A 24145-nucleotide genomic window follows, 5' to 3' on the forward strand; every position below is an offset into this window, starting at 1 on the left:
CTAGTGCGGATAGGGGGGAAATCTCCCTGCCAGTTCCCGCACTTCGGCCCGCACCTGCGCGAGACCGTCGCCGTCCGCGCCGCCGCCCTCGCGCAGCGCCGCGGAGAAGAGCACCGCGAGCCTGGCCATCTCCGCCTCGCCCATCCCCTGGGTGGTCACCGCGGCCGTACCGAGCCGGATGCCGCGCGCCCCGTCGTACGGCAGGGCGCAGGCGTCCAGGACGATTCCCGCGCCCGCCAGACGGCCCCTGGCGGCCTTTCCGTCCGGGCCCAGGGGGGCCGGGTCGGCCAGGATGAGGTGGGTGTCGGTGCCGCCGGTGACGACGGCGAAGCCCTCGGCGGCCAGCCCGGCCGCGAGCACGCGCGCGTTGGCGACCACCTGATGGGCGTACCCCGTGAACGCGGGGGTGGCCGCCTCCCCGAAGGCGACCGCCTTGGCGGCGATGGTGTGCATCTGGGCGCCGCCCTGGGTGAACGGGAAGACCGCCCGGTCGACCCGGGCCGCCAGCTCCGCGCCGCACAGCAGCATCCCGCCGCGCGGCCCGCGCAGCACCTTGTGGGTGGTCGCGCACACCACGTCCGCGTACGGGACGGGGCTGGGCGCCGCTCCCCCGGCCACCAGGCCCATGGGGTGCGCCGCGTCCGCGATGAGGTACGCGCCGACCGCGTCCGCGATGGCGCGGAACGCCTCGTAGTCGGGGTGGCGCGGGTAGCAGATCGAGCCGCAGACGATCGCCTTGGGGCGGTGGCGCTCGGCGAGGGCGGCGACCTCCTCGTAGTCGATGAGGCCGGTCTCCGCGTCGACGCCGTAGCCCACGAAGTCGAACCACCGGCCGGAGAAGTTGGCGGGCGAGCCGTGGGTGAGGTGTCCCCCGTACGGGAGCCCCATGGCCAGCACGGTGTCACCCGGCCGCAGCAGCGCCGCGTAGGCCGCCAGGACCGCCGAGGAGCCGGAGTGCGGCTGTACGTTGGCGTGCTCGGCCCCGAAGAGCGCTCTGGCCCGGTCCACGGCGATCCGCTCGGCCACGTCGACGAGCTCGCAGCCGCCGTGGTGACGGGCGCCGGGGTAGCCCTCGGCGTACTTGTTGCCGAGCGGGGAGCCGAGCGCCGCGAGCACGGCGGGCGACGTGAAGTTCTCGGCGGCGATGAGCTGGAGCGAGGTGGCCTGCCGCCGGGTCTCGCCGAGCAGCACGTCGGCGATCTCGGGGTCCTGCCGCCGCAGGGCGTCGAGCGCCCCCTCGGGGGCGGCGGCGCGGGCGGCGGACGCGGCTGCGGTGGTGGCCGTCATCGGGGTCTCCGGGCCTGGCAGGAGGTGGTGGTGGGGCGTCGGATCCAATGTAGGCCGACGCGCCCCGCGGCGCCCGGCGGATTCCCGTCAGCCCCTCCGGCGCGCCGCCGGCGCCGCTCGTCCCCCGCAGGGCTCAGTGCGGCGCGGCCACGCCCGTCAGGGCCGTGACCACCGGCTCCAGGGCCGTGTTGATCTCGTCCCCGATCGAGCGGAAGAAGGTGATCGGGGCGCCGTAGGGGTCGTTCACCTCGTCCGCCTCCGCGCTGGGCGCCAGCAGCCAGCCGCGCAGGGCCGCCGCCGCGCGGACCAGGGCGCGGGCGCGCTCGACCATGCCGTCCTCGGAGGGGTCCGGCAGGGTCGTGGGGTCTATGGCCCGCACCAGCCGGGTGAACTCCTTCAGCGTGAAGGTGCGCAGCCCCGCCGAATGGCCCATGGAGATGACCTGGGCGCGGTGGTCGCGGGTGGCCGTGAGGACCAGGTCCGCGGTGATGACGTGCTCGTCCAGGAGCTCGCGCCCCGTGAACCCGGAGGCGTCCGCGCCGAAGTCCGCCAGGACCGCCGCCGCGTTCGCCTCCATCGGGGCGCCCTCGTGGCCCCAGGTGCCCGCGCTCTCCACGATCAGGCCGCCGGTGTACGGGTCGCCGAGGCGGTCGTACAGGGCATGCCGGGTCAGCCGCTCGGTGATGGGCGAGCGGCACACGTTGCCGGTGCTGACGTGGAGGATGCGGAAAGTGCCGGTGAGCCCGGTGCCTATGCCACGCCCCGTCTCAGGGGCTGTCAATTCGCCACCTCGAGGTCGGGTACCACCTTGCGCAGCTCGTCGGCGTCGAGCGCGCCCGCGCGCAGCAGCACCGGCACCTTCCCCGTGACGTCGACGATCGACGACGGGACGATGCCCGGGGTGGGGCCGCCGTCCAGGTACACCGAGACGGAGTCGCCCAGCATCTCCTGCGCGGCGTCGCAGTCCTCGGGCGAGGGGTGCCCGGTGAGGTTGGCGGAGGAGACGGCCATCGGGCCGACCTCGGTGAGCAGTTCGATGGCGACCGGGTGCAGCGGCATCCGGATGGCGACCGTGCCCCGGGTGTCGCCCAGGTCCCACTGGAGCGAGGGCTGGTGCTTGGCGACGATGGTCAGCGCGCCCGGCCAGAACGCGTCGACGAGCTCCCACGCCTGCTCGGAGAAGTCCGTCACGAGGCCGTGCAGCGTGTTCGGGGACCCGATCAGGACAGGGGTGGGCATGTTGCGCCCGCGGCCCTTGGCGTCCAGCAGGGAGGCGACGGCCTCGGCGCTGAACGCGTCGGCGCCGATGCCGTAGACGGTGTCCGTCGGCAGGACGACGAGTTCGCCGCGGCGCACCGCGGAGGCGGCCTCGCGCAGACCGGTCGTGCGGTCGGTCGCGTCGTTGCAGTCGTATCGCCGAGCCATTTAACGGGCCTCCTCGTACACGTACGCGGTCATGAAGCGGTAAGGAATCCAGGCGGTCACGGCAGCGCCTTGCGGGCCGTGGCGAAGCGCGGACGGTTGTTCAGGTCGGGGTGGTCGGCCGCGTCCGCCCAGCCGGCCTCCTCGTTGAAGATCCACGGCACCTGGCCGCCCTGGGTGTCGGCGTGCTCGACGACGACGAGGCCGCCGGGCCGCAGCAGCCGGTGGGCGGTGCGCTCGATGCCCCGGATCGTGTCGAGGCCGTCCTCGCCGGAGAAGAGGGCGAGTTCGGGGTCGTGGTCCCGGGCCTCAGGGGCGACGTACTCCCACTCGGTGAGCGGGATGTACGGCGGGTTGGAGATGACCAGGTCGACCTGGCCGTCCAGCTCGGGCAGCGCGGTCAGGGCGTCGCCCTGGTGCAGCACGACGCGCGAGCCCTCGACGTTCTTGCGGGTCCAGGTGAGGGCGTCCTCGGAGAGCTCCACGGCGTGCACCCGGGAGCGGGGCACCTCCTGCGCCATGGCCAGCGCGATGGCGCCGGAGCCGGTGCACAGGTCGACGATGAGCGGCTCGACCACGTCCATGGCCCGTACGGCGTCTATGGCCCAGCCGACGACCGACTCGGTCTCGGGGCGCGGCACGAAGACGCCGGGGCCCACCTGGAGCTCCAGATAGCGGAAGAACGCCCGCCCGGTGATGTGCTGGAGCGGTTCGCGCGCCTCGCGGCGGGCGATGGCCTCCCAGTAACGGGCGTCGAAGTCGACGTCCTTGACCAGGTGCAGCTCGCCCCGCTTGACGCCGTGGATGTGGGCGGCGAGCTCCTCCGCGTCGAAGCGCGGCGAGGGCACGCCGGCGTCGGCCAGCCGCTGGGTGGCCTGGGCCACCTCCGCGAGCAGCACACTGCGGGGGCCTGGGGTTCGCCCCCCAGAATGTTGCGGCACGCTGGTCCTCCGGGCTGCAATGGGCCTCCCCCGCCCGGTGGCGGCGGCGGGAGAGGTACCGGGTGTCTTACGGGTGTCAGCTCGCCGCGGCGAGCTTGGCGGCGGAGTCGGCGTCGACGCACGCCTGGATCATCGCGTCCAGGTCGCCGTCGAGCACCTGGTCCAAGTTGTACGCCTTGAAGCCGACGCGGTGGTCCGAGATGCGGTTCTCCGGATAGTTGTACGTGCGGATCTTCTCGGAGCGGTCCACGGTACGCACCTGGCTGCGGCGGGCGTCGGCGGCCTCGGCCTCGGCCTTCTCCTGGGCCGCGGCGAGCAGCCGCGAGCGCAGGATGCGCATGGCCTGCTCCTTGTTCTGGAGCTGGCTCTTCTCGTTCTGGCAGGAGGCGACGACACCGGTCGGCAGGTGCGTGATGCGCACGGCGGAGTCGGTGGTGTTGACGGACTGGCCGCCGGGGCCGGAGGAGCGGTACACGTCGATGCGGAGGTCGTTCATGTTGATCTCGACGTCGACCTCCTCGGCCTCGGGCGTGACGAGCACGCCGGCGGCGGAGGTGTGGATACGGCCCTGCGACTCGGTGGCGGGCACGCGCTGCACGCGGTGCACCCCGCCCTCGTACTTCAGCCGCGCCCAGACGCCCTGGCCGGGCTCGGTGGCGCCGTTGCCGCCCTTGGTCTTCACCGCGACCTGGACGTCCTTGTAGCCGCCCAGCTCGGACTCGGTGGCGTCGATGATCTCGGTCTTCCAGCCGACGCGCTCGGCGTAGCGCAGGTACATCCGCAGCAGGTCGCCGGCGAACAGGGCCGACTCGTCGCCGCCCGCGCCCGCCTTGATCTCCAGCAGGACGTCCTTGTCGTCGCTGGGGTCGCGCGGGACCAGGAGGAGCCGCAGCTTCTCCGTCAGCTCCTCGCGCTGCTTCTCCAGCTCCTTGACCTCGGCCGCGAAGTCGGGGTCGGCCGCCGCGTACTCCTTGCCCGTCTCGATGTCCTCGCCCGCCTGCTTCCAGGAGCGGTAGGTCCCGACGATCGGCGTCAGTTCGGCGTAGCGCTTGTTGAGCTTGCGCGCGTTCGCCTGGTCGGCGTGGACCGAAGGGTCGGCGAGCTTCTTCTCCAGATCGGCGTGCTCGCCGATCAGTTCCTCGACCGCCTCGAACATCGGGGGCTCTCCTGGGTATGTGCGTGAAAGGGGCTGCGGGCAACGGCAAAACGCCGGTCCCAGCCGCCCCCACGGGGGCGGCCGAAGACCGGCGCAGTGGCTCGCTACTTCTTGGCGGCAGCAGCCTTGCCGAAGCGGGCCTCGAAGCGGGCCACACGGCCACCGGTGTCGAGGATCTTCTGCTTGCCCGTGTAGAACGGGTGGCACTCGGAGCAGACCTCGGCACGGATGTTGCCCTCGGCCAGGGTGCTACGGGTGGTGAACGACGCGCCACAGGTGCAGCTGACCTGCGTCTCGACGTACTCGGGGTGAATGTCGCGCTTCAAGGGTGTCTCCTATGTTCATGGAGGGCGCCGGGTCGTCCGCGCGGGACTGCGCGCACGTGAACCGGGGCCGACGTACCAGTCTGCCAGGACTGGGCACATCTCCCAAAACCGGGGTCGGCCCCGATCTATTCCACGCGCCGCCCGGCAGGACGAAAGCGCAGGTCAGCCGGTTTTCACCACACCGCCGACATCACCCTTGTCACCCGCGGAGTCCCGGGTCGCGGAGGCGGGGACCGGCTGGTCCCGCAGCAGCGCGTCCCAGACCTCCTTGGAGTGGGCCTGCTGCGGCAGTACGCGGTTGGGGTCCGCCGGGTCGTACATCACCGGCAGGGTGATCATGTGGACGTCGTCGGAGCCCAGGCCCTTGAGCCCGTTGCCGAAGCCGATCAGCTTGTTGACCGAGTTCAGGTCGGAGTCGGTGGTGATCGCCTTGGTGGCGGCGTCCGCGAGGCCGTAGAGCCTGGTGGGGCTGCTGAAGACGCCGACGCCCTTGACGCGCTCCATCAGGGCCTTGATGAACGCCTGCTGGAGCTGGATGCGGCCGAGGTCGGAGCCGTCGCCCACACCGTGCCGGGTGCGCACCAGGCCGAGCGCCTGCTCGCCGTTGAGGGTGTGCCTGCCGGGCGGGAGGTCCAGATGGCTCTTGCTGTCCTTGATGGGCTTGGCGGTGGTGACGGGCACCCCGCCGAGCTCGTCGATGAGCTTCTTGAAGCCGGTGAAGTCGACCTCGATGTAGTGGTCCATCCGGATGCCGGACATCTGCTCGACGGTCTTGACGGCGCAGGCCGGGCCACCGACCTCGTACGCGGTGTTGAACATCTGCCGCTTGCCGCCGGGGTCCTCCTTGCCGTCCGTGGTGGTGCAGGAGGGCCGCGTGATCAGGGTGTCGCGGGGGATGGAGACGACGCTGGCCTTCTTGTGGCCCTCGTAGACGTGGACGACCATCGCGGTGTCGGAGCGGGCGCCGCCGTCGTCCTGGCCGTACTCCTTGTTGGCACCGGCCCGGGAGTCGGAGCCGAGGACCAGGATGTCCAGGGAGCCGTTGTCGACGTCCTGGGGGCGGTCGGTGCCGAGCTGGGCGTTGATGTCGACACCCTTGATGTTGCCGTTCAGCTTGAAGTAGACGTATCCGAGGCCGGCCCCGCCGACCATGATCACGCCCGCCGCGGACCAGGCCGCGATCGTCAGCACACGGCGGCGCGGAGCCGGGCGCCTGCGGCGCCGGCCGCGGCCACCGCCGGATATTCGGTCGCTGCCGCTCTCACTCTGGTCGGCCATGGTCTCCTCAGTCCTCGTCGCTGCTCCTGGTACCCCCCCGCCGTGTCTGTCAGGCACGGTTTGTCGACACTTGTCAGACGGAGAAGCACCAAGAAGGGTTGCACAGGGTTCTAAGAACCCCTTGAGAACGCCCGGGGCCTGTGGTGAAGCTCTCCGCGCGCCCCGGATACGCGAAAACGCCCCCGGCACCGAGGTGCCGAGGGCGTATCCGCAGGTCGCGGCGGTGACGTCAGTCGTTGCCGTTGCCCGGGGTGGTCTTCTGGATCTGGAGCAGGAACTCGGCGTTCGACTTCGTCTGCTTCATCTTGTCCAGGAGCAGCTCGATCGCCTGCTGCTGGTCGAGCGCGTGCAGCACCCGGCGCAGCTTCCAGACGACCGCGAGCTCGTCGCTGCCGAGCAGGATCTCTTCCTTACGGGTGCCGGACGCGTCCACGTCCACCGCCGGGAAGATGCGCTTGTCGGCGAGCTTGCGGTCGAGCTTGAGCTCCATGTTGCCGGTGCCCTTGAACTCCTCGAAGATCACCTCGTCCATGCGCGAGCCGGTCTCCACGAGCGCGGTGGCGAGGATGGTCAGCGAGCCGCCGTCCTCGATGTTGCGCGCGGCACCGAAGAAGCGCTTGGGCGGGTAGAGCGCCGTCGAGTCGACACCACCGGACAGGATGCGGCCGGAGGCCGGGGCCGCCAGGTTGTACGCACGGCCCAGACGGGTGATCGAGTCGAGCAGCACGACCACGTCGTGGCCGAGCTCCACGAGGCGCTTGGCGCGCTCGATGGCGAGCTCCGCGACCGTGGTGTGGTCCTCGGCCGGACGGTCGAAGGTCGAGGAGATGACCTCGCCCTTGACCGACCGCTGCATGTCGGTGACCTCTTCCGGACGCTCGTCGACCAGGACGACCATCAGGTGGCACTCGGGGTTGTTGTGGGTGATCGCGTTGGCGACCGCCTGCATGATCATGGTCTTGCCGGTCTTCGGCGGGGCCACGATCAGACCGCGCTGGCCCTTGCCGATCGGCGACACGAGGTCGATGATCCGCGTGGTCAGGATGCCCGGGTCGGTCTCCAGACGGAGCCGGTCCTGCGGGTAGAGCGGGGTGAGCTTGTTGAACTCGGGACGGCCACGGCCGGAGTCGGCCGCCATGCCGTTGGCGGAGTCCAGGCGGACCAGCGCGTTGAACTTCTCGCGGCGCTCGCCGTCCTTGGGCTGGCGCACGGCGCCGGTGACGTGGTCACCCTTGCGCAGGCCGTTCTTGCGGACCTGGGCGAGCGAGACGTACACGTCGTTCGGGCCCGGCAGGTAGCCGGAGGTCCGGATGAAGGCGTAGTTGTCGAGGATGTCCAGGATGCCCGCGACGGGGATCAGCACATCGTCGTCGTTGACCTGCGGCTCGGCGCCGAACTCCTCGCGCCCGCCACGACGGCCCCGGCGGTCGCGGTAACGGCCCCGACGGCCGCGGCGGCCCTCGTCGTCGAAGTCGTCCTGGGGGCCGTTGTTCTGCTGGCCCTGGTTGCCCTGGCGCTGCTGGCGCTGGCCGCCCTGGCCCCCCTGCTGGTCGTCGCCCTTGCCACGGCCGCGCTCGCCGCGCTCGCCGCGGTCGCCCCGCTCGCCGCGGTCACCACGGTCACCACGCTCACGGTCGCGCTGGCGGCCCTGGCGGTCGCCCCGCTCGCCGCGGTCGCGGCGCTCGCGCCGGCCCTCGGCGCCGTCCACGGCCTCGGTGGCCCTGGCGTCGGGCTGGGCGTCCGTCTTCTGCTCGGCGCGGGTCTCCGTCTTGGCCTCGGCCTTGGCGGTCTGCGGCTCGGCCACGGCGGTGGCGGACTCCGGGGAGCCGGCCGCGGCGGTGGCGCGCCGACGGCGGCGCTCGCCCGCGGGCTGGTCCTCTCCGCCGGTCTCCCGGCCCCGCTCGGCCTGGGCCGCGCCCCCGGCGGGCTGGCCGGGGATCTCGATCTGCTGCTGGGCGGCGGGCTTGCCGTCGGCCTCGTCGCCCGTACGGGCCTTGGAGGTGGCGCGGCGCTTGGGCTTGCTCTCGGCCGCGTCGGCGCCCTTGGCCGGGGCGGCGGAGCCGGAACCGGCCTGCGCCTCCTTGATGACCTCGATCAGCTGGCTCTTGCGCATCCGCGCGGTGCCCCTGATGCCGAGGCCGGACGCGACCTGCTGCAGCTCGGCCAGGACCATGCCGTCGAGGCCGGTGCCGGAGCGGCGGCGCCGTGCGGTGGTGCCAGAGGCAGCACCTGCGGCGGGCGCGGCGTCGTCGACAGAAGTGTCGGCTGTCACGCCCATCAGATCGGTGGTGTCGCTCACGAAGGGTCCTTCCCTGGAGCGGACGTCGGCCTGTCTGGCTCGGCGACCGGTTGTGCTGTCCGAACATGGCCCGTGACCTGGGGTCACTGACCGTGCCGGGGCGGTGGTCCGCCGCGTACGGCGGAGAGGTAAACGTGCGTGGGGTCCGGCCCGAGTTCCCCTACTCGGCCCCCTGAGGAAAAGCGGGGGGTGTCGTGCCGGTTCCGGAGCGTGCTCGGAAACTGCTCATGCAGGCTGCGCAGGCGGTTTGGGAGGCTCCCGGAAGAAAGGCGGTCCCTGAAGGGGACACGAAGCACCGCGCCACGAAGACGACCGATGCAGACTTGAGGTTAACACTACCGGATCCAACAAACATTCCCCCTCTCGTTCACCGGTAAGCCGCGCGTCCCGCCGGGACGGTCCCGGACCCCGATGGCCTAGGCCCCCAGCGGCAGAACGCTCGCGCCCGAGGCGTCGAGGCGGAGCCGGTTCGCGGCCCACCCGTCGCCCGCCAGCCGTGCGACCTTGTCGGCCGCACCGTCCTCGACCAGCGCCAGGACCGTGGGTCCCGCGCCGGAGATGACCGCGGGGACACCGTCCGCCCGAAGCCGGTTGACCAGCGCCACGCTCTCGGGCATGGCCGGTGCCCGGTACTCCTGGTGGAGCCGGTCCTCGGTGGCCGGGAGCAGCAGCTCGGGGCGCCTGGTCAGCGCCTCCACGAGCAGCGCCGCCCGCCCGGCGTTGGCCGCCGCGTCCCCGTGCGGGACGGTGCGCGGCAGCAGTCCCCGGGCGGTCTCCGTCAGCACCGGCCGGCCGGGCACGAAGACCACCGGAACGACGGAGTCCGCAGGGTCCATCCTGATGGCCCGCGCCGCTCCCCCCTCCATCCAGGAGAGTGTGAACCCGCCGAGCAGACAGGCCGCGACGTTGTCCGGGTGGCCCTCGATCTCGGTGGCCAGCTCCAGCAGCGCGGTGTCGTCGAGCCGGGTGTCGCCGCCTATGGTCACCGCGCGCGCGGCGACGATCCCGGCGCAGATGGCGGCCGACGAGGAGCCGAGGCCCCGGCCGTGCGGGATGCGGTTGGCGCACACGACCTCCAGGCCGCGCGGCTGCCCGCCGAGGAGGTCGAAGGCGGTGCGCAGCGACCGTACGAGGAGGTGGCTCTCGTCGCGGGGCAGCGTGTCCGCGCCCTCGCCCGCGATGTCGATGTGCAGGCCGGAGTCGGCGACGCGGACCACCACGTCGTCGTAGAGCCCCAGTGACAGGCCCAGGGAGTCGAAGCCCGGGCCGAGGTTGGCACTGGTGGCGGGGACGCGCACCCGTACGGCGGCGGCGCGGAATGCGGGACCGGCCATCGCTCTGATGACTCTCCTTGTGAGACTGCTGCGGGATTTTCGAAGAGGTATCCAGGAACCCGACGGCCACAGGGGCAACTGCACCGCGGCATATGCGGCGGGGCGGGTTGGGTACAGCCTATCGAAGGAAGGTTCAGTGGCGACATAGGGCGCACAGGAGGCGCACGATGCGTGTCGCGAGCCCCCTGCGCCCCTACGTGCCGAGTTACCCGGAGTTGTGCGGTTTCGACTACGCCAGACCGAGGCGCTCGGCCGCGACCGCGGCGTCCACCGGCACCGTGACCGGCTGCGGAGCGCCCGCGACGGCCCAGTCCGGGTCCTTGAGGCCGTTGCCGGTGACCGTACAGACGATCTTCTGGCCCGGGTCCACCAGGCCCTGCTCGGCGGCCTTCAGCAGCCCCGCGACCGAGGCGGCCGACGCGGGCTCCACGAAGACGCCCTCCTGGGCGGCGAGCAGCCGGTAGGCCCGCAGGATCTCACGGTCCGTCACCTCGTCGATGAGACCGCCGGATTCGTCCCGCGCGGCCTCCGCGAACTGCCAGGACGCCGGGTTGCCGATCCGGATCGCGGTGGCGATCGTCGACGGGTCCTTGACCACCTCGCCGCGCACGATGGGCGCCGAACCGGAGGCCTGGAAGCCCCACATGCGCGGGGTGCGGCCGGCGGTCCCGTCCGCCGCGTACTCCCGGTACCCCCGCCAGTACGCCGTGATGTTGCCGGCGTTGCCGACCGGCAGCACATGGATGTCGGGCGCGTCGCCGAGCATGTCCACGATCTCGAACGCGGCCGTCTTCTGGCCCTCGATACGGACCGGGTTGACCGAATTGACCAACGCCACCGGGTAGTTGTCGGAGAGCCCGCGCGCCAGCGTGAGGCAGTCGTCGAAGTTCCCGTCCACCTGGAGGATCTTCGCCCCGTGGACCAGCGCCTGGCCCATCTTGCCGAGCGCGATCTTGCCCTGCGGCACCAGGACGGCGCAGACCATGCCGGCCCGGACCGCGTAGGCGGCGGCCGAGGCGGAGGTGTTGCCGGTGGAGGCGCAGATGACGGCTCGCGCGCCCTCCTCCTTCGCCCGGGTGATCGCCATCGTCATCCCGCGGTCCTTGAAGGACCCGGTGGGGTTGGCGCCCTCGACCTTGAGGTGGACCTCGCAGCCGGTGCGCTCGGAGAGCACCTGCGCGGGCACGAGCGGCGTGCCGCCCTCGCGCAGGGTGACGACCGGGGTCGTAGCGGAGACGGGGAGCCGGTCCCGGTACTCCTCGATGATTCCGCGCCACTGGTGGGTCATTGCTCGTTACTCCCCTTCAACACGCATGATGCTGGCGACACCCCGCACGGTGTCGAGCTCCCGCAGGACGTCCACGGTCCCGGTGAGGGCCGCGTCGGCCGCGCGGTGGGTGACGACGACGAGCGAGGCCTCGCCGACCCCGTCCTGTCGGCTCTGCTGGCGCACGGTGTCGATGGACACCCCGTGCTCGGCGAAGACGGTGGCCACCTGGGCGAGCACACCGGGTTTGTCGGCCACGTCGAGGCTGATGTGGTAGCGGGTCACCACATCGCCCATGGGGCTCACGGGCAGCTGGGTGTACGCGGACTCACCGGGCCCGGTGGACTCCGCGAGCTTGTTGCGGCAGACCGCGACCAGGTCGCCGAGGACGGCGGACGCGGTGGGCGCGCCGCCCGCGCCGGGTCCGTAGAACATCAGCTGGCCCGCCGCCTCGGCCTCGACGAAGACCGCGTTGTAGGCGCCGCGCACGGAGGCCAGCGGGTGGTCGAGCGGGATCATCGCCGGGTGGACGCGCGCGGTGACGGACCCGCCGTCGGCGGCGCGCTCGCAGATGGCGAGCAGCTTGATGGTGCAGCCCATCTCCTTCGCGCTGGCGAAGTCGGCGGCGGTGACCTCGCTCATGCCCTCGCGGTAGACGTCGTCGAGGCGGACGCGCGTGTGGAAGGCGATCCCGGCGAGGATGGCGGCCTTGGCGGCGGCGTCGAAGCCCTCCACGTCGGCGGTGGGATCGGCCTCGGCGTACCCGAGCGCGGTGGCCTCGTCGAGGGCCTCCTGGTACCCGGCGCCGGTCGAGTCCATCTTGTCGAGGATGAAGTTGGTCGTGCCGTTGACGATGCCGAGCACCCGGTTGACCTTGTCGCCGGCGAGGGACTCGCGCAGCGGCCGGATCAGCGGGATGGCACCGGCGACGGCGGCCTCGTAGTACAGGTCCCGCCCGTGCTCGACGGCGGCGGCGTGCAGCGCGGCCCCGTCCTGGGCGAGCAGCGCCTTGTTGGCGGAGACGACGGAGGCGCCGTGCGCGAGGGCGGTGGTGATGAGGGTGCGGGCGGGCTCGATCCCGCCGATGACCTCCACCACCACATCGATGTCACCGCGTTTGACCAGGGCGGTCGCGTCGGTGGTGACGAGGGCGGGGTCGATGCCCTCGCGCACCTTCGAGGGCCGGCGCACGGCGACACCGGCGAGCTCCACGGGCGCGCCGATGCGCGCCGTGAGGTCGTCGGCGTGCGTCGTCATGATGCGCGCCACCTCTGAGCCGACCACTCCACAGCCCAGCAGCGCCACTTTCAGCGGACGCGTACGCATCATCCGACCTCGTCTCCTTCTACCGGCTTGAATGCCGACCAGTCTCACTCACCGGACGGGGGTTTCCGTCCCTCGTCCGGATTCTGAGACACATATTCCACTATCAATTCATCGTTCTCTTCATTTATTCGTCATCCGACGTCGAGCCGCAGGAGATCTTCCTCGGTCTCGCGCCGGACGATCGTCCGCGCCCGGCCGTCGCGGACCGCCACGACGGGCGGGCGCAGGGCGTGGTTGTAGTTGCTGGCCATGGAGCGGCAGTACGCCCCGGTGGCCGGCACCGCGATCAGATCGCCGGGCGCCAGGTCGGCGGGCAGGAACGCGTCCCGTACGACGATGTCGCCGCTCTCGCAGTGCTTGCCCACGACCCGTACCAGCATCGGCTCCGCGTCGGAGGTCCGCGAGACGAGCGCGACGGAGTACTCGGCGTCGTAGAGGGCCGTACGGATGTTGTCGGACATGCCCCCGTCGACGCTCACATACGTCCGCAGCCCCTCCAACGGCTTGATCGTCCCGACCTCGTACAGCGTGAACGCGCTGGGCCCGACGATCGCGCGCCCCGGCTCCACGGAGATACGCGGTGTGCGCAGCCCGGCGGCCTCGCACTCACGGGTGACGATCTCGTTGAGCGCCTTGGCGATCTCATGGGGCTCGCGGGGGTCGTCGTCGGAGGTGTACGCGATGCCGAGGCCGCCGCCGAGGTCGATCTCGGGCAGCTCGACGCCATGCTCGTCCCGCACCTCGGCGAGGAGCTGCACGACCCGCCGGGCGGAGACCTCGAACCCGGCCATGTCGAAGATCTGCGACCCGATGTGGGAGTGGATCCCGATGAGTTCGAGCCCATCGAGCTTCAGAGCCCGCCGGACGGCCTCGGCCGCCTGCCCCCCGGCGAGGGCGATACCGAACTTCTGGTCCTCGTGGGCGGTGGCGATGAACTCGTGGGTGTGCGCCTCGACGCCGACGGTCACCCGGATCTGGACGCGCTGGCGCCTGCCGAGGCTCTGGGCGATGTGGGCGACGCGGACGATCTCCTGGAAGGAGTCGAGCACGATGCGCCCCACACCGGCCTCGACGGCCCGCCGGATCTCGTCCTCGGACTTGTTGTTGCCGTGGAAGGCGATGCGCTCGGCGGGCATGCCGGCGGCGAGGGCGGTGGCGAGCTCGGTGCCGGAGCACACGTCGAGGTTGAGCCCCTCCTCGTGCAGCCACCGCACGACGGCGCGCGAGAGAAAGGCCTTCCCCGCGTAGAACACGTCCGCGTCCTTGCCGAAGGCGCCGGCCCAGGCGCGGCAGCGGGCACGGAAGTCGCTCTCGTCCAGGAAGTACGCCGGCGTGCCGAACTCCTCGGCGAGCGCGGCGACATCGAGCCCGCCGACGTGGACGACACCGTCGTCGTTCCGCCCGACCGTCTGCGACCAGACCTTGGGATCAAGGGAGTTGAGGTCGGCGGGCGGCGCGGAGTAGTGCCCCTCGGGCAGGACGTCGGCGTGCCGGGGTCCGGCGGGATGTGCGGAACGGCTCATGCTGTCACTCTCACAACTCTCACGACTCGTACGTCTCTGACGAGTTCACAGGAATTCAGGGGCGTCGATGCCGAACAGGGACAGGCCACCGGCGAACACCGCCCCGGCGGCTTCGGCGAGCGCGAGCCGGGCACGGTGGGCGGCCGAGGGTTTCTCGTCCCCGAGCGGCAGCACGAGGTGCTGGAAGTCGAGCAGAGCGTCGGCGACCGCTTCGAGCTGCCGGGCAACCCGGTCGGGCGCCCGGAGCTCGGCGGCACGCAGGAGGGCGGCGGGGTGGTCCGCGAGGAGGGGGAGGAGGGGGGTGGGGGTGGCGTCGTTCTGGTGCGGGCCGAGGGCGGCAGGGGTACTCGCGGAAGGGCGTCCGGCGGTATCGGCCGGGAGGTCCAGGTCGCCGGGGGCGCCGGTGAAGCCGAGGGCGCGGGCGTTGCGGGTGAGGGCGCGGGCGCGGGTGTGGGCGTACCGCACACGGAAGTACGGATTGCTTTCGCGCTGGTCGAGGAGCTCGGCGGCGGGGGCGGGCCGGTCGTGGGCGGCGGCGCGGAGGTGGGCCCAGCGGGCGGCATCCGGGCCGACCAGCTCGGCCAGGGGGGCGGCGGTGCGCGGGTCGGGCAGCACGTGCAGCCGCTCGCTCCCGTACGGCCCGATGTCGGCGGTGGCCCCCTGCGAGCGCAGCAGCGCGACGACGGCGGAGGTGACGGCGAGGGCGCGGGGCTCGTCGACGGACGCGAAGGAGAGGTGCTGCCCGGCGAGGGCGTCGCCGTACCCGTAGCGCGGCCCGAGGGCCAGCACCCGGCGGACCAGCTCGGGCCGATCCGTTGACGTGCTCAGGGTGAAGTTGAGGAACCCGGGCCCGGTGATGTCGACGCGCGCGAGCCCGGGTACACCGGCGAGCCGCCCGCGCAGGGCCTCGGCGACGGTACGGGGGGCGAGCCCGGAGGCGGCGGCGAGCTTGAGGGCGACGGCACTGGCGTAGTCCCCGCCACCCCCGGGCCGGGGCCGCTCGACCTTGACGTCCCGGGGCACGTCCACAGCGAGCACACCCTCGTCGACGACACCGCGCACGGCGCGCACGACGGTACGGGAGAGCTCTGCGGGGGTCACGGGACCAGCGTATGGGAGAGGGGGGGTGGGGCGGGTAATCGGTTTCGGGATGTGGGCAGGGGGTGGCCGGCCGGGGGCCGGGGGCCGGGTGTGTGGGGGCGGGGTGGTCGCCGGGGCCGCACGGGGCTGGGGCGCGTGGGGGCGGGGTGGTCGCCGGGGGCGCACGGGGCTGGCGTGCGTGGGGGCGGGGTGGTCGCCGGGGCCGCACGGGGAGGGCGGGGACGTTTGAGGGTGGCTGGGGCCGGGAGTCGCGGGCCGCGCGCGGGTGGTGCGGGCCGGGGTGGCCTCGGGGGCGGGGGCGGGGGCGGGAGCCCAGAGAGTGCAAGTCCCCGGAGTCATCCGAGGGAGATCCCGGGCGCTCGGGAACCCAGGCACCCAGGCACCTGGGGGCTCGGGCGCTCTTAGCCGCGGGAGGTGCCGGCGGCCCGCCCGGCGCGTCCGGGTTGCCTGTTGCCGTCGGCGGACGGCGGGGCCTCCCGGTGCATCAGCTGCCGTACGACCTTGACCAGCTCGGCCGGCTCGAAGGGCTTGGCCAGGAACGCGTCGACGCCGGACGCGAGCCCGGTCTCGACCTCGTACTGCGTACAGGCACTGATGATGGCGAGCGGCAGATGGCGCGTACGGGCGTCCGCCCGCAGCCGTGTGGCCGTACGCAGCCCGTCGAGCCGAGGCATCACGACGTCCAGGGTGATCACATCAGGACAGACCCGATGCACCACTTCCAGACACTCGGCACCATCGGCCGCGGTCACGACCTCGAAGCCCTCCAGCTCGAGGTTGACCCTGATCAGCTGCCGGATGACCTTGTTGTCGTCGACGACAAGGACCCGGCCGGACGCGCCTGGCACATCTCGAGGTTAGGTCCGCGACCACCGCCGCGTCCGGGTTTTCCCCACTTCCGCCCCCTGCGGGGGACCCCGCCCCCGCCGACCACCGGAAATACCTGTTCACAGCCACCCCACGGGAGCTGGTAGGGTTCTACCCGTCGCCGCCAAGCGCGGCGGACGCCCCCGTAGCTCAGGGGATAGAGCAACGGCCTCCGGAGCCGTGTGCGCAGGTTCGAATCCTGCCGGGGGCACCTGTTAGTAGGTGCCTAAGACCCCGCCACCAGCCATTGCGCTGGGTGCGGGGTCTTCTTGCTTGTGCGGGTGGGTACTGCGAATGCGCGTACGCGCTCTGACGCCGTGTTGGCTCAGAGCTCCGCCACTGCCTCAAAGCCCCCGCCGGCGCGTGCTCACCAGGGACGGCACCCAGCTCGTTGCCCTCCACCCGCAAGGGGAACGTGACTTCGACTCCCCTCGGCAAGCAATTCGGCCGGACGCCCAGCTCTCCGGTCACGACTGGCCAAGCTTGGCCCCGAAAGCATCACCTGACAGCGCCGCGCCGCAGGCACCTGCGCCCACTTCCTGCCTGGAGCGCAGCTAGCTAAGATCATTTTCAACCATGCCATCAGCGAATAGACGGGGGTCATGCCCGGTATGGCAGTAGCACAGCAAAGGGGCCGACTCTTCCCTATTGTGGAGATTTACGGCCATCCGCACGACTCGCGCACCCCTGAAGCTCAAGCGGCACAGAAGGCATGGCACTGCCCCTTCTCCAACAATCCCTGCGAGAAGAAGAAGCAATACAAGTTCGGCTACTGCTCTGTAACATATCAAGCCGAATGGGATGAACAGCAGCATACATATGCCGTATGCGACCACAGGCTCGATGGCATGCCAACTCAATTGGCAGTGCAAGACTACTTCGGAAATCAGCCCGTCCACCTGGTGCCCGAGGTTGCGGTGACACAACGACCGAGGCTGAATCTCGATTACGTTGCCTACACGACAAATCCCAGCCGACCCGGGGACATTTCGGCGATCGCCATCGAAACTCAAGCCATCGATCTACGCGGCGGGGGCGTCGGACCCGCTTTCAGGGCTTGGGAAGCCGGCGAGCCAGAGAAGTGGCGAGAGTACTTCACTCGGGAAGCTGCAGAGAAGAAGCGACAGGACACGGTCGCCTACGGGGTAAACACGAGCAACGTTTACAAGAGGCTCGGCACGCAAGTCGCAGAGAAGGGAACCCACCTGGAGCGCATCTCCGTCCCGCTCTATGTGGTGATGCAGCAGAAGATTTTGGAACAGCTCAGGTCGCGAGTCAACTTCATTCCGCTCGAGGACTCCGACCCGTGGAACATCACTTTCATGGGGTTCGATTACGATGGCACTCTGCTGGCGGACGGCCGACTCGCAATGTCTCATGTGGAAACTGTGCGAACCAGCATTGAAGAGTACACGCGGGCGATGTTTTCAGGTGGGGGATCCTCCCTCACCAGAAGTGACTTCGTGGAAAAAGTGAAGCGCAAATCTGCAAACCAGTTGCGGCAACGGCAGGCTGCCTCGCGACTCTTTTAGAAAAGCGCATCCTTGCCTTGTTCACTATCTGTGGCACCAAGCTCCGCGTCATCCGGCGCAAGTTGGCCCGTGACGGTCTGACGCGCGGATGCAGCAAAGTGGGGCGCAATCTCAAATCCGATTGCCCGCCTGCCGTTCCGGGCAGCAACGGAAAGGGCGCGACCTGTTCCGCAGAAGGGGTCCAGAACGAGACCTCCGGGCGGGCATGAGCTCAGGATCCTGGGTTCAATCAGCTTGACGGGGAACGTGGCTGAGTGTCCATCAGAGCCAGGTGCCGCGTTGACGGTCACGACGTCGCGTGCACCGTCCTCCACTGCCGACAGATCGTAGTAGTACTTGGCCCGGCCCTCCTTGGGGCGCTTCACAAAGTGGAAGAAGTGCTCGTGTGCCAGGCGGAGACGGTCCTTCTCCGGACGAGGCGGCACGTTACGCTTCTCCCAGATCAGGTCGTTTCGCAAGATCCACCGATTCTCCTGCATGGCGATAGCAAAACGCGCCGGGATGAGGAGCAGCTGCTTTTCCTGCCGGAATCCCCCCATAGGGGTTTTCCTTCGCATGCGAGGATTATCCCCCAACCCCTGTCGGCCGTCCATTCTGATGCTGGACCAGCGGGCGAAGTATGTGTCGCCGATATTCACCCAAAGACTTCCACCAGGCTTCAGTGCAGCGACACCCCGCTGGAAAAAATCGGCTAGGTAGGATACATACCACTCGGGCAGGGGCTCCATACCCAAGCAGCCTCCATGCAGGCGGTACCAATCGTAGGACGGCGGCTGCTCTTTGCTCCCCCCTTCGTCCAGCCACTCCTGCAGAATATTCTCATTGTGGGTCAGACCGTAGGTGCGGAGCCCCCAGTAAGGCGGCGAAGTGATGATTAGGTCGACGGACTCATTAGGGAGCTTTCCCAGCAGATCATAAGCGTCCCCCTCGTGCACCTCAGCTACTGGGTGCTGCTGGGGGATCGAGATCGCCCGGGAACTCTCCATACTCGTGACTCCATGTCGTTTCCGCTACATCTACGGTGCGGTAATTCTAGCATCACTTAATGCCGGTCCGGGCCCCGGACCGCAAAAATGGCATTTCTCGACTTGCCGCGATTGAGTGTCCGATAATGACATCAACCGACCGGCATGAATTTATCCGGCGGGTGAGTCAGCGCCCAGGTGACGGACATTTCCACCCGTGCAGCCATCCTGCGCTTTCCCGCGAAGTGTCGGCGAAAGGCCAATGTGAATTGCTGTACGAGTGAGAACCCCGTTCAAGGCGATCTCGGATCACATCAATGCGGGGCTCGGACAACTCTGGCGCGTGGTTCCCGCTCATCGCGTTCTCGGATTTGGCGACGGCCTGCCTGCCGAGCGGTCTGGGATGCACCGGATCGAGGGCAACTGGAGTCCGCGGGATCGCTGCGCAGTCGGGCTGTGTGGGCGGCGTGACTCCGGCTCCGACAGGCAGTGCAGCCGCCTCGGGAGGTCAGCAAGGGAAAACGTGACGGTCTGCCCTGCCAAGACCCCTCCCGGGGGACCGTCAGCCCACGTCTGGCCATACCTCCGGGGACCGGGGGGACCGAGGCGGCTCCGGCTCGTCCCGTTCCGTCTGCCGCGCGTTCTCCCCTCGCAGGGCTGTCAGCCACGGCCACAGATCCGGCACTGGCTGGGCCGGGCAGGCCAGACGGTGTTCTATACGGCACCGCTGGAGCTGATTCGGCGGGCAGACCCCGTAAACGGTCACCCGTCCATCGGACAACTCGATCCACCGATGCTCCGTCGGCACCGTGTGGGCCAGTGGAGCCATGTCCGGCTCCAGCATCACCCAGTCATACGCAAGCGTGGCGACCCGATCTCGCGGCAAGCCGCAGTAAGGGCAGCGTGATTGTCCGCCGCCCAGCCGACGCGGTGTCTCCTCCAAAGCCCCCATATGGTGAGGGTCGGCACCTCGGCGACCGGTGCGTAGAGGGCGAACGGGTCGGGACACCCGGGGCAGGTGTGCGCTGGTGGAATTGGGTGCGACGCGGTAGCTGAAACCAGCAACGAGCGGCAGAGGAGCCGTGGCCGAGATACGACGAAACGCCTGTACTCACCATCGCCGCCGCGACCGCACCCCCCTCACCCCGACCCCTATACCCCTACCCCTCCCCCTCCCCCGACCAGAACTCCGACCGCTCGCGAGGCCGGACATCCTCCCCCTTCGGGCCCCCCGGCTTCCCCGGTGTCCCCGCCGGATACGTCATCTCCGCGTCCTCCGCGCACGCGTAACTCGCGCTGAGGAACACGTTCCCCACACTCCCGACCTGGAGCGACACGCTGAAGCCGTCCGCCCGGGTCGCCCGCACCCACGGCATCGACTCGTCGTTTCGGACGCTCGTCACCTTGAAGCCCGCCGACTCCCAGTAGCGCTGCACCACGCCCAGGAGGCTGCCCCGGCGGTGGGGGGAGACGATCGTCAGGATGTTGCGGCTGCGGGTGACCGTCGTCCTGCCCGTCGGCTCGTTGAGGTCCGTGCTGCACGCCTCCTGCATGGGGGTGCCGTACGCCCACTTCACCGGGGGCTGGATCGCCGCCAGCGTGGCGTCCAGGATCTTCTCCGAGCCCTCGCCCGCCTGCTGCATGTTCATCTTCGGTGCCTTCTGGGTCTGTCGTACCTGCTGGTCGCTCGGACCACTGCTGCCCGTTCCACAGCCGGTCAGTGCCGCCGCGAGCAGCAGCGCGCCCACCGCCCGGCGTCCCCGGAGCCTCATCGCGGCCTCGTCGCCGTGATGCGGTCGCCGTGGCCCGTGACCACGCTCGCGATGTTGGGGAGGGAGTCGCCGCCCGCGTCGGGGTCGAAGTAGATCGAGTGCGCGGGCAGGTTGCCCGTGGCCAGGCCCGCCAGGCCGGTGTCCTTGCCCGGCGCCACGGCGAAGTGGTGGCCGCCGAAGTGGTCGTCCGCCGGGTCCGTGCCGAACCAGTTCTTCTTCGGGCCGTATTCGCTGCCCGGTGCCACGTACTCCAGAAGGTTGGGCGAGGGCAGATACGTCACCTGGTCGTTCTCCGCCGCGCCTATGTAGACGTGGTCCGCGCCCACCCCCAGGTCCGACGCCTTGTCCACGCCGACGCCGGGGCTGCCGACCAGGACCACGTCGTCCGCCGGGATGCCGCCGGACTGCTGGGTCGCCTGGCCGACGGTGAGCGAGCCGTACGAGTGGCCGATGGCCGTGACGTGCGGTGAGCCGGACTCGTGGGTGGCCCGGATGCCGCTCAGGAACTTGTCGTACGCCGGCGCCCCCGCCTTCGCGTCGTCCTCGCTCATCACGTCCGTCGCCGACCACTTGAAGCCGTCGAGCTGCGGGCAGTCGTAGCCGAGCCAGACCACCGAGGCGGTGGTGGTGTCGGGGTACATCTTGTTCGCCATGGTCGCCACGTTCCGGGCCCGGTCCACGTCCGAGGACGCGAAGTGGCCGCTGAGCTTGGTGTTGAGGCCGGGCACGTACGCGGAGACGTTCTTCGACGTGTCCGGGTTGCCGAAGGAGACTATGGCCCGGCCCTTGCCCTCCGAGCCGATGCCCAGCAGGTACGGGCGCGGCTCGCCCTCCGCCGCCAGCTGCTTCTGGATGCCCTTGAGGCCCTCGATCTTGTCCTTGAGGGCCTTCGCCTTGTCGCCGTCGGCTCCCTCGTACTCCGACTGGAGGCTGTCGAGCAGCATCGGCAGATACGTCCGGTTGGCGCGGTCGCGGTCGGTGGCCGGTATGCCGTCGCGGTTGCCGATCTGCTGCGGGTAGTCCTGGATCAGCTCGGCCTGGAGGCTCGGGGAGAGCTGGGACCACCAGGCCTGTACAGCCGCGGGCGAGCCGTTCTTGTCGGGCATGCCGAGCTCGTGCAGCAGCTCGCCGTTGAGCGCGCCCGCCGTCGACATCTCCGCGAAGTTGGTGCTCCAGTCGCCCCTGCCGCAGCGGTTGGCCGCTTCGGTGAAGAGCCTGATCGCCTTCGCGTACTCCTTGTCGGCCTTCTCCGCCGCCGCCAGCGCGTCGCCGATCCGGTCGGCGTACCCCTGGGCGCGGGTGGTCTGGTCGCGCTGCATCATCGCCACGTCACCGGGCTTCATCCCGCTGGTGTCGACGCTCGGCGCGGTGACCTTGCCGTCGTCCGCGACGTGGTACCCGGCGCCGGTCGCGTCCTCGATGGCGTGCGCCAGCTTGCCCTGCTGGGCGGCGAACACCTCGCCGCAGGCCCGCAACACCGTTCCCACGGCGTCGAGTTCCTGCTTGGCCACGAGGAGGTCGCGCTGCATCCGGGCGAGCCGGTCGGCCGCGGACTCGGCGGTGATCCCGCCCCAGTTGCCCTGCTGGATCGGCCGGTGCAGGTACTTGCCGCAGTCGGTGGTGTGCGTGGTGAACGTCTCCGCCAGCTTGTCCCAGGCGTCGCCCGCGTCGGTGAGCAGGAGCGGCTTGGCATCGCGCAGTTGCGAGACCCGCATCGGTCAGTGTCCTCCGTCGGACGCCGGGGGAAGGGTCACTCCCGGGGCTTGAGGGGTGTAGGGGGTGTGGGGGGTGTTCGGTGCGTACGGGGCGTACGGGGGGTGCACTCCCGGGGCCGAGACGCCCGGTGCGTACGGGGTGTAGGGGCCGAAGCCGAGGAACGACTGCTTGCGCGCGTGGTCCTCGCGGACGAAGCTCGTACTGGACGAGGCGACCGCGTCCGCCGCCCCCTCCACCATGCCCGCCAGCGAGCGCAGCGTCTTCGCCCACGCCTCCAGGCACTCGTCGATGGCCTTGGCGGTCTCGAAACCGGCCAGGCCCGCCACCGCCGTGTCGGTCGGCTTGTACAGGGTCTTGATCTCGTCGGGGATGTCCTTGGCCACCTTGCGGGCCGAGTCGCCGGCCTTCTGGACCTCGCCCGGCGTGATCCAGAAGCCCCGTGTGGGACCACCGATCGGTGTGGACATGCCGTTTGCCCCTCCCCTTGCTGATCTTCTTTCCGGCAGGGTACTGGGCGGATTCAGGCCAGCAATGAGTACGGGTACTCAGTCCGGCCCGGCCGTGCCCGGCCGGGCGCCCGGCGGCGCGGCCCCGATGTCCTCCGCCCACAGCCCCGGCTCCGCCGCGATGAACTCCCCCAGCAGCGCACGGCATTCGGCGTCGTCGAGCACCACGACCTCCACTCCGTGCCCGGCCAGCCACTCCTGTCCGCCGTCGAAGGTGCGCACCTCGCCGATCACCACACGGGAGATGCCGAACTGGCGGATCAGGCCACTGCAGTACCAGCAGGGGGCGAGGGTGGTCACCATCGTCGTACCGGCGTACGTGGTCCGCCGCCCGGCCGCCCGGAAGGCGGCGGTCTCGGCGTGCGTGGACGGGTCGTCGTCCTGGACGCGGCGGTTGCGGCCACGCCCGAGGAGGGTGCCGGCCGCGTCGAAGAGCGCCGCGCCGATGGGGATCCCGCCCTCGGCCCGTGAGGCGCGGGCCTCTTCCAGGGCGGCGGGGAGCAGGGTGCGTGCCGCTTGCGGGTCCATCGGGACAAGGTCCATGGGGACAGTGTGGGACACACCGTCGGCCCCGGCCCGGCGCCACGACCGGTGGCGGGGGCCGGGGCCGTGGGGCGCCCGGGGGCTCAGGTGTTGGGGCGCTTCCCGTGGTTCGCGCCCTTCTTCTTCCGTGCGCGCCGCTTGTTGCCTCGCTTGGACATGGACCGCATCTCCCTTACCGGTACGAAAATGGGCATATTGTCGAGGTCAGTCTATGAGCGGCCCTTTCCGCCCGCATGGCGGCCGTCCGGCGGCGCGCGTCGCCCGCCGGAGCCGGAGGCCGTCCACCCCCTGCTCCCCCGTCCGCGTCACCTCTCCATGAGCTCCCGCAGCGCGATGTTCAACTTCAGGACGTTGACCCTCGGCTCGCCGATGAAGCCCAGGACGCGGCCGGCGGTGTGGTCGGCGACCAGCCGCTCCACCCGCGCCACCGGCAGGCCGTCGCGCTGCGCCACCCGGTGGGCCTGGAGCCGCGCGTACGCCGGGGAGATGTCGGGGTCCAGGCCCGAGCCGGAGGACGTGACGGCGTCGGCGGGGACGTCCGCCGGGTCGACCCTGTACGTGGGCGTGGAGTTGTCCCGGACCACCGCCGCCCTGGCGGCCTTGACCTGCTGGACCAGCTTCTCGTTGTCGGCCGCGAGGTTGGTCGCGCCGGACACCAGCAGTCGGTAGCGGGTGTTGCGGGTGTTGGTGCCCAGGCCGGCGGAGGGGCGCGGCTGGAACCAGCGCAGGTCCGGGCGGGCCGCCTCCCCGGGGCCGGACGGGTCCTTCCCGGGGAGGTCGTACCGCTGGCCGATCAGCTCCGAACCGACCACCCTGCCGCGCGACTCGACCTCCGACCCGTTCGCCTTTTCGGGGAAGGCCAGTTGGGCGACGCCGGTCACCGCGAGCGGGTAGACCACTCCGCAGACCAGGGTCAGTACGAGCAGGGCCCGTAGGGCGGCGCCGGTCAGCCGGGCCGTGGTGGTTGCCGAGTTCTTCATGACG

23 protein-coding genes and 1 tRNA gene are annotated in these 24145 nt (G+C 70.5%); 2 read left to right on the plus strand and 22 right to left on the minus strand.

All coding sequences use genetic code 11. The annotated features are described in order from the left end of the window. From ACZ5ID_RS13005 to ACZ5ID_RS13070, 14 genes are all read right to left on the minus strand, one after another. Complete coding sequence (locus ACZ5ID_RS13005) at window positions 1-1287, minus strand: serine hydroxymethyltransferase (RefSeq protein ID WP_468896795.1); 1287 nt, start codon at window positions 1285-1287, stop codon at window positions 1-3. Between the two features lie 133 nt (window positions 1288-1420). Then, a complete protein-coding gene (locus tag ACZ5ID_RS13010) occupies window positions 1421-2068 on the minus strand; it encodes an arsenate reductase/protein-tyrosine-phosphatase family protein (RefSeq protein ID WP_406551633.1) in 648 nt (215 codons plus the stop codon). Next, the gene (locus ACZ5ID_RS13015) at window positions 2065-2712 is read right to left on the minus strand and encodes an L-threonylcarbamoyladenylate synthase (RefSeq protein WP_365102388.1); all 648 of its coding nucleotides are present in this window, start codon (window positions 2710-2712) and stop codon (window positions 2065-2067) included. Before ACZ5ID_RS13015 ends, ACZ5ID_RS13010 begins: the two co-directional genes overlap by 4 nt. Window positions 2713-2768: 56 nt before the next feature. Beyond that, on the minus strand, window positions 2769-3650 hold the full coding sequence (gene prmC, locus ACZ5ID_RS13020; RefSeq protein WP_468896798.1) for a peptide chain release factor N(5)-glutamine methyltransferase: 882 nt from the start codon (window positions 3648-3650) through the stop codon (window positions 2769-2771). 76 nt (window positions 3651-3726) lie between these two features. Further along, window positions 3727-4806 carry a peptide chain release factor 1 gene (prfA, locus tag ACZ5ID_RS13025; RefSeq protein ID WP_406551635.1) on the minus strand — a complete coding sequence of 360 codons (1080 nt, stop codon included), beginning with the start codon at window positions 4804-4806 and terminating at the stop codon, window positions 3727-3729. A gap of 104 nt (window positions 4807-4910) precedes the next feature. After that, window positions 4911-5132, minus strand: coding sequence for a 50S ribosomal protein L31 (gene rpmE, locus ACZ5ID_RS13030; protein ID WP_468896800.1), 222 nt, complete (start codon window positions 5130-5132; stop codon window positions 4911-4913). 162 nt (window positions 5133-5294) lie between these two features. Beyond that, window positions 5295-6410 carry an LCP family protein gene (locus ACZ5ID_RS13035; protein ID WP_468896802.1) on the minus strand — a complete coding sequence of 372 codons (1116 nt, stop codon included), beginning with the start codon at window positions 6408-6410 and terminating at the stop codon, window positions 5295-5297. Between the two features lie 229 nt (window positions 6411-6639). Next, window positions 6640-8709 carry a transcription termination factor Rho gene (gene rho, locus ACZ5ID_RS13040; protein ID WP_468896804.1) on the minus strand — a complete coding sequence of 690 codons (2070 nt, stop codon included), beginning with the start codon at window positions 8707-8709 and terminating at the stop codon, window positions 6640-6642. 416 nt (window positions 8710-9125) lie between these two features. After that, window positions 9126-10043 carry a homoserine kinase gene (gene thrB, locus ACZ5ID_RS13045; protein ID WP_468896806.1) on the minus strand — a complete coding sequence of 306 codons (918 nt, stop codon included), beginning with the start codon at window positions 10041-10043 and terminating at the stop codon, window positions 9126-9128. A 229-nt stretch (window positions 10044-10272) separates the two neighbouring features. Beyond that, window positions 10273-11331 carry a threonine synthase gene (thrC, locus tag ACZ5ID_RS13050; protein WP_468896808.1) on the minus strand — a complete coding sequence of 353 codons (1059 nt, stop codon included), beginning with the start codon at window positions 11329-11331 and terminating at the stop codon, window positions 10273-10275. Window positions 11332-11337: 6 nt separating this feature from the next. Then, window positions 11338-12639 (minus strand): homoserine dehydrogenase, encoded by a 1302-nt coding sequence (locus tag ACZ5ID_RS13055; RefSeq protein ID WP_468896810.1) that lies wholly within the window; start codon window positions 12637-12639, stop codon window positions 11338-11340. Between the two features lie 128 nt (window positions 12640-12767). Next, a complete protein-coding gene (lysA, locus tag ACZ5ID_RS13060) occupies window positions 12768-14159 on the minus strand; it encodes a diaminopimelate decarboxylase (protein ID WP_468896812.1) in 1392 nt (463 codons plus the stop codon). A gap of 45 nt (window positions 14160-14204) precedes the next feature. Beyond that, on the minus strand, window positions 14205-15260 hold the full coding sequence (nrtL, locus tag ACZ5ID_RS13065) for an ArgS-related anticodon-binding protein NrtL (RefSeq protein ID WP_468896814.1): 1056 nt from the start codon (window positions 15258-15260) through the stop codon (window positions 14205-14207). A gap of 401 nt (window positions 15261-15661) precedes the next feature. Then, window positions 15662-16108 (minus strand): response regulator, encoded by a 447-nt coding sequence (locus ACZ5ID_RS13070; RefSeq protein WP_468896816.1) that lies wholly within the window; start codon window positions 16106-16108, stop codon window positions 15662-15664. A 158-nt stretch (window positions 16109-16266) separates the two neighbouring features. Here ACZ5ID_RS13070 and ACZ5ID_RS13075 point away from each other — a divergent pair. Next, a tRNA-Arg gene (locus ACZ5ID_RS13075) sits at window positions 16267-16338 on the plus strand. 439 nt (window positions 16339-16777) lie between these two features. Then, complete coding sequence (locus ACZ5ID_RS13080; RefSeq protein WP_468896818.1) at window positions 16778-17659, plus strand: hypothetical protein; 882 nt, start codon at window positions 16778-16780, stop codon at window positions 17657-17659. Here ACZ5ID_RS13080 and ACZ5ID_RS13085 read toward each other — a convergent pair. From ACZ5ID_RS13085 to ACZ5ID_RS13120, 8 genes are all read right to left on the minus strand, one after another. Next, the gene (locus ACZ5ID_RS13085; RefSeq protein ID WP_468896820.1) at window positions 17656-18645 is read right to left on the minus strand and encodes a DNA-methyltransferase; all 990 of its coding nucleotides are present in this window, start codon (window positions 18643-18645) and stop codon (window positions 17656-17658) included. The genes ACZ5ID_RS13080 and ACZ5ID_RS13085 overlap by 4 nt on opposite strands. A gap of 541 nt (window positions 18646-19186) precedes the next feature. Further along, window positions 19187-19576 carry a DUF6083 domain-containing protein gene (locus tag ACZ5ID_RS13090; protein WP_468896822.1) on the minus strand — a complete coding sequence of 130 codons (390 nt, stop codon included), beginning with the start codon at window positions 19574-19576 and terminating at the stop codon, window positions 19187-19189. Between the two features lie 208 nt (window positions 19577-19784). Beyond that, window positions 19785-20396, minus strand: coding sequence for a hypothetical protein (locus tag ACZ5ID_RS13095; protein WP_468896824.1), 612 nt, complete (start codon window positions 20394-20396; stop codon window positions 19785-19787). After that, window positions 20393-22111 carry an alpha/beta hydrolase gene (locus tag ACZ5ID_RS13100; protein WP_468896826.1) on the minus strand — a complete coding sequence of 573 codons (1719 nt, stop codon included), beginning with the start codon at window positions 22109-22111 and terminating at the stop codon, window positions 20393-20395. The genes ACZ5ID_RS13095 and ACZ5ID_RS13100 overlap by 4 nt, the downstream gene beginning before the upstream one ends. Before the next feature lie 3 nt (window positions 22112-22114). Next, window positions 22115-22579, minus strand: a complete 465-nt coding sequence (locus ACZ5ID_RS13105) for a hypothetical protein (RefSeq protein ID WP_468896828.1) — start codon at window positions 22577-22579, stop codon at window positions 22115-22117. A gap of 78 nt (window positions 22580-22657) precedes the next feature. Continuing rightward, window positions 22658-23161, minus strand: coding sequence for a nucleoside deaminase (locus tag ACZ5ID_RS13110; protein WP_468896830.1), 504 nt, complete (start codon window positions 23159-23161; stop codon window positions 22658-22660). Between the two features lie 83 nt (window positions 23162-23244). Further along, window positions 23245-23319, minus strand: a complete 75-nt coding sequence (locus ACZ5ID_RS13115; protein WP_372460710.1) for a 50S ribosomal protein bL37 — start codon at window positions 23317-23319, stop codon at window positions 23245-23247. Window positions 23320-23466: 147 nt separating this feature from the next. Beyond that, on the minus strand, window positions 23467-24141 hold the full coding sequence (locus tag ACZ5ID_RS13120; protein WP_468896832.1) for a potassium-transporting ATPase subunit C: 675 nt from the start codon (window positions 24139-24141) through the stop codon (window positions 23467-23469). Window positions 24142-24145 lie beyond the last annotated feature (4 nt).

This window comes from Streptomyces sp. NPDC031670 (genome assembly GCF_055580545.1).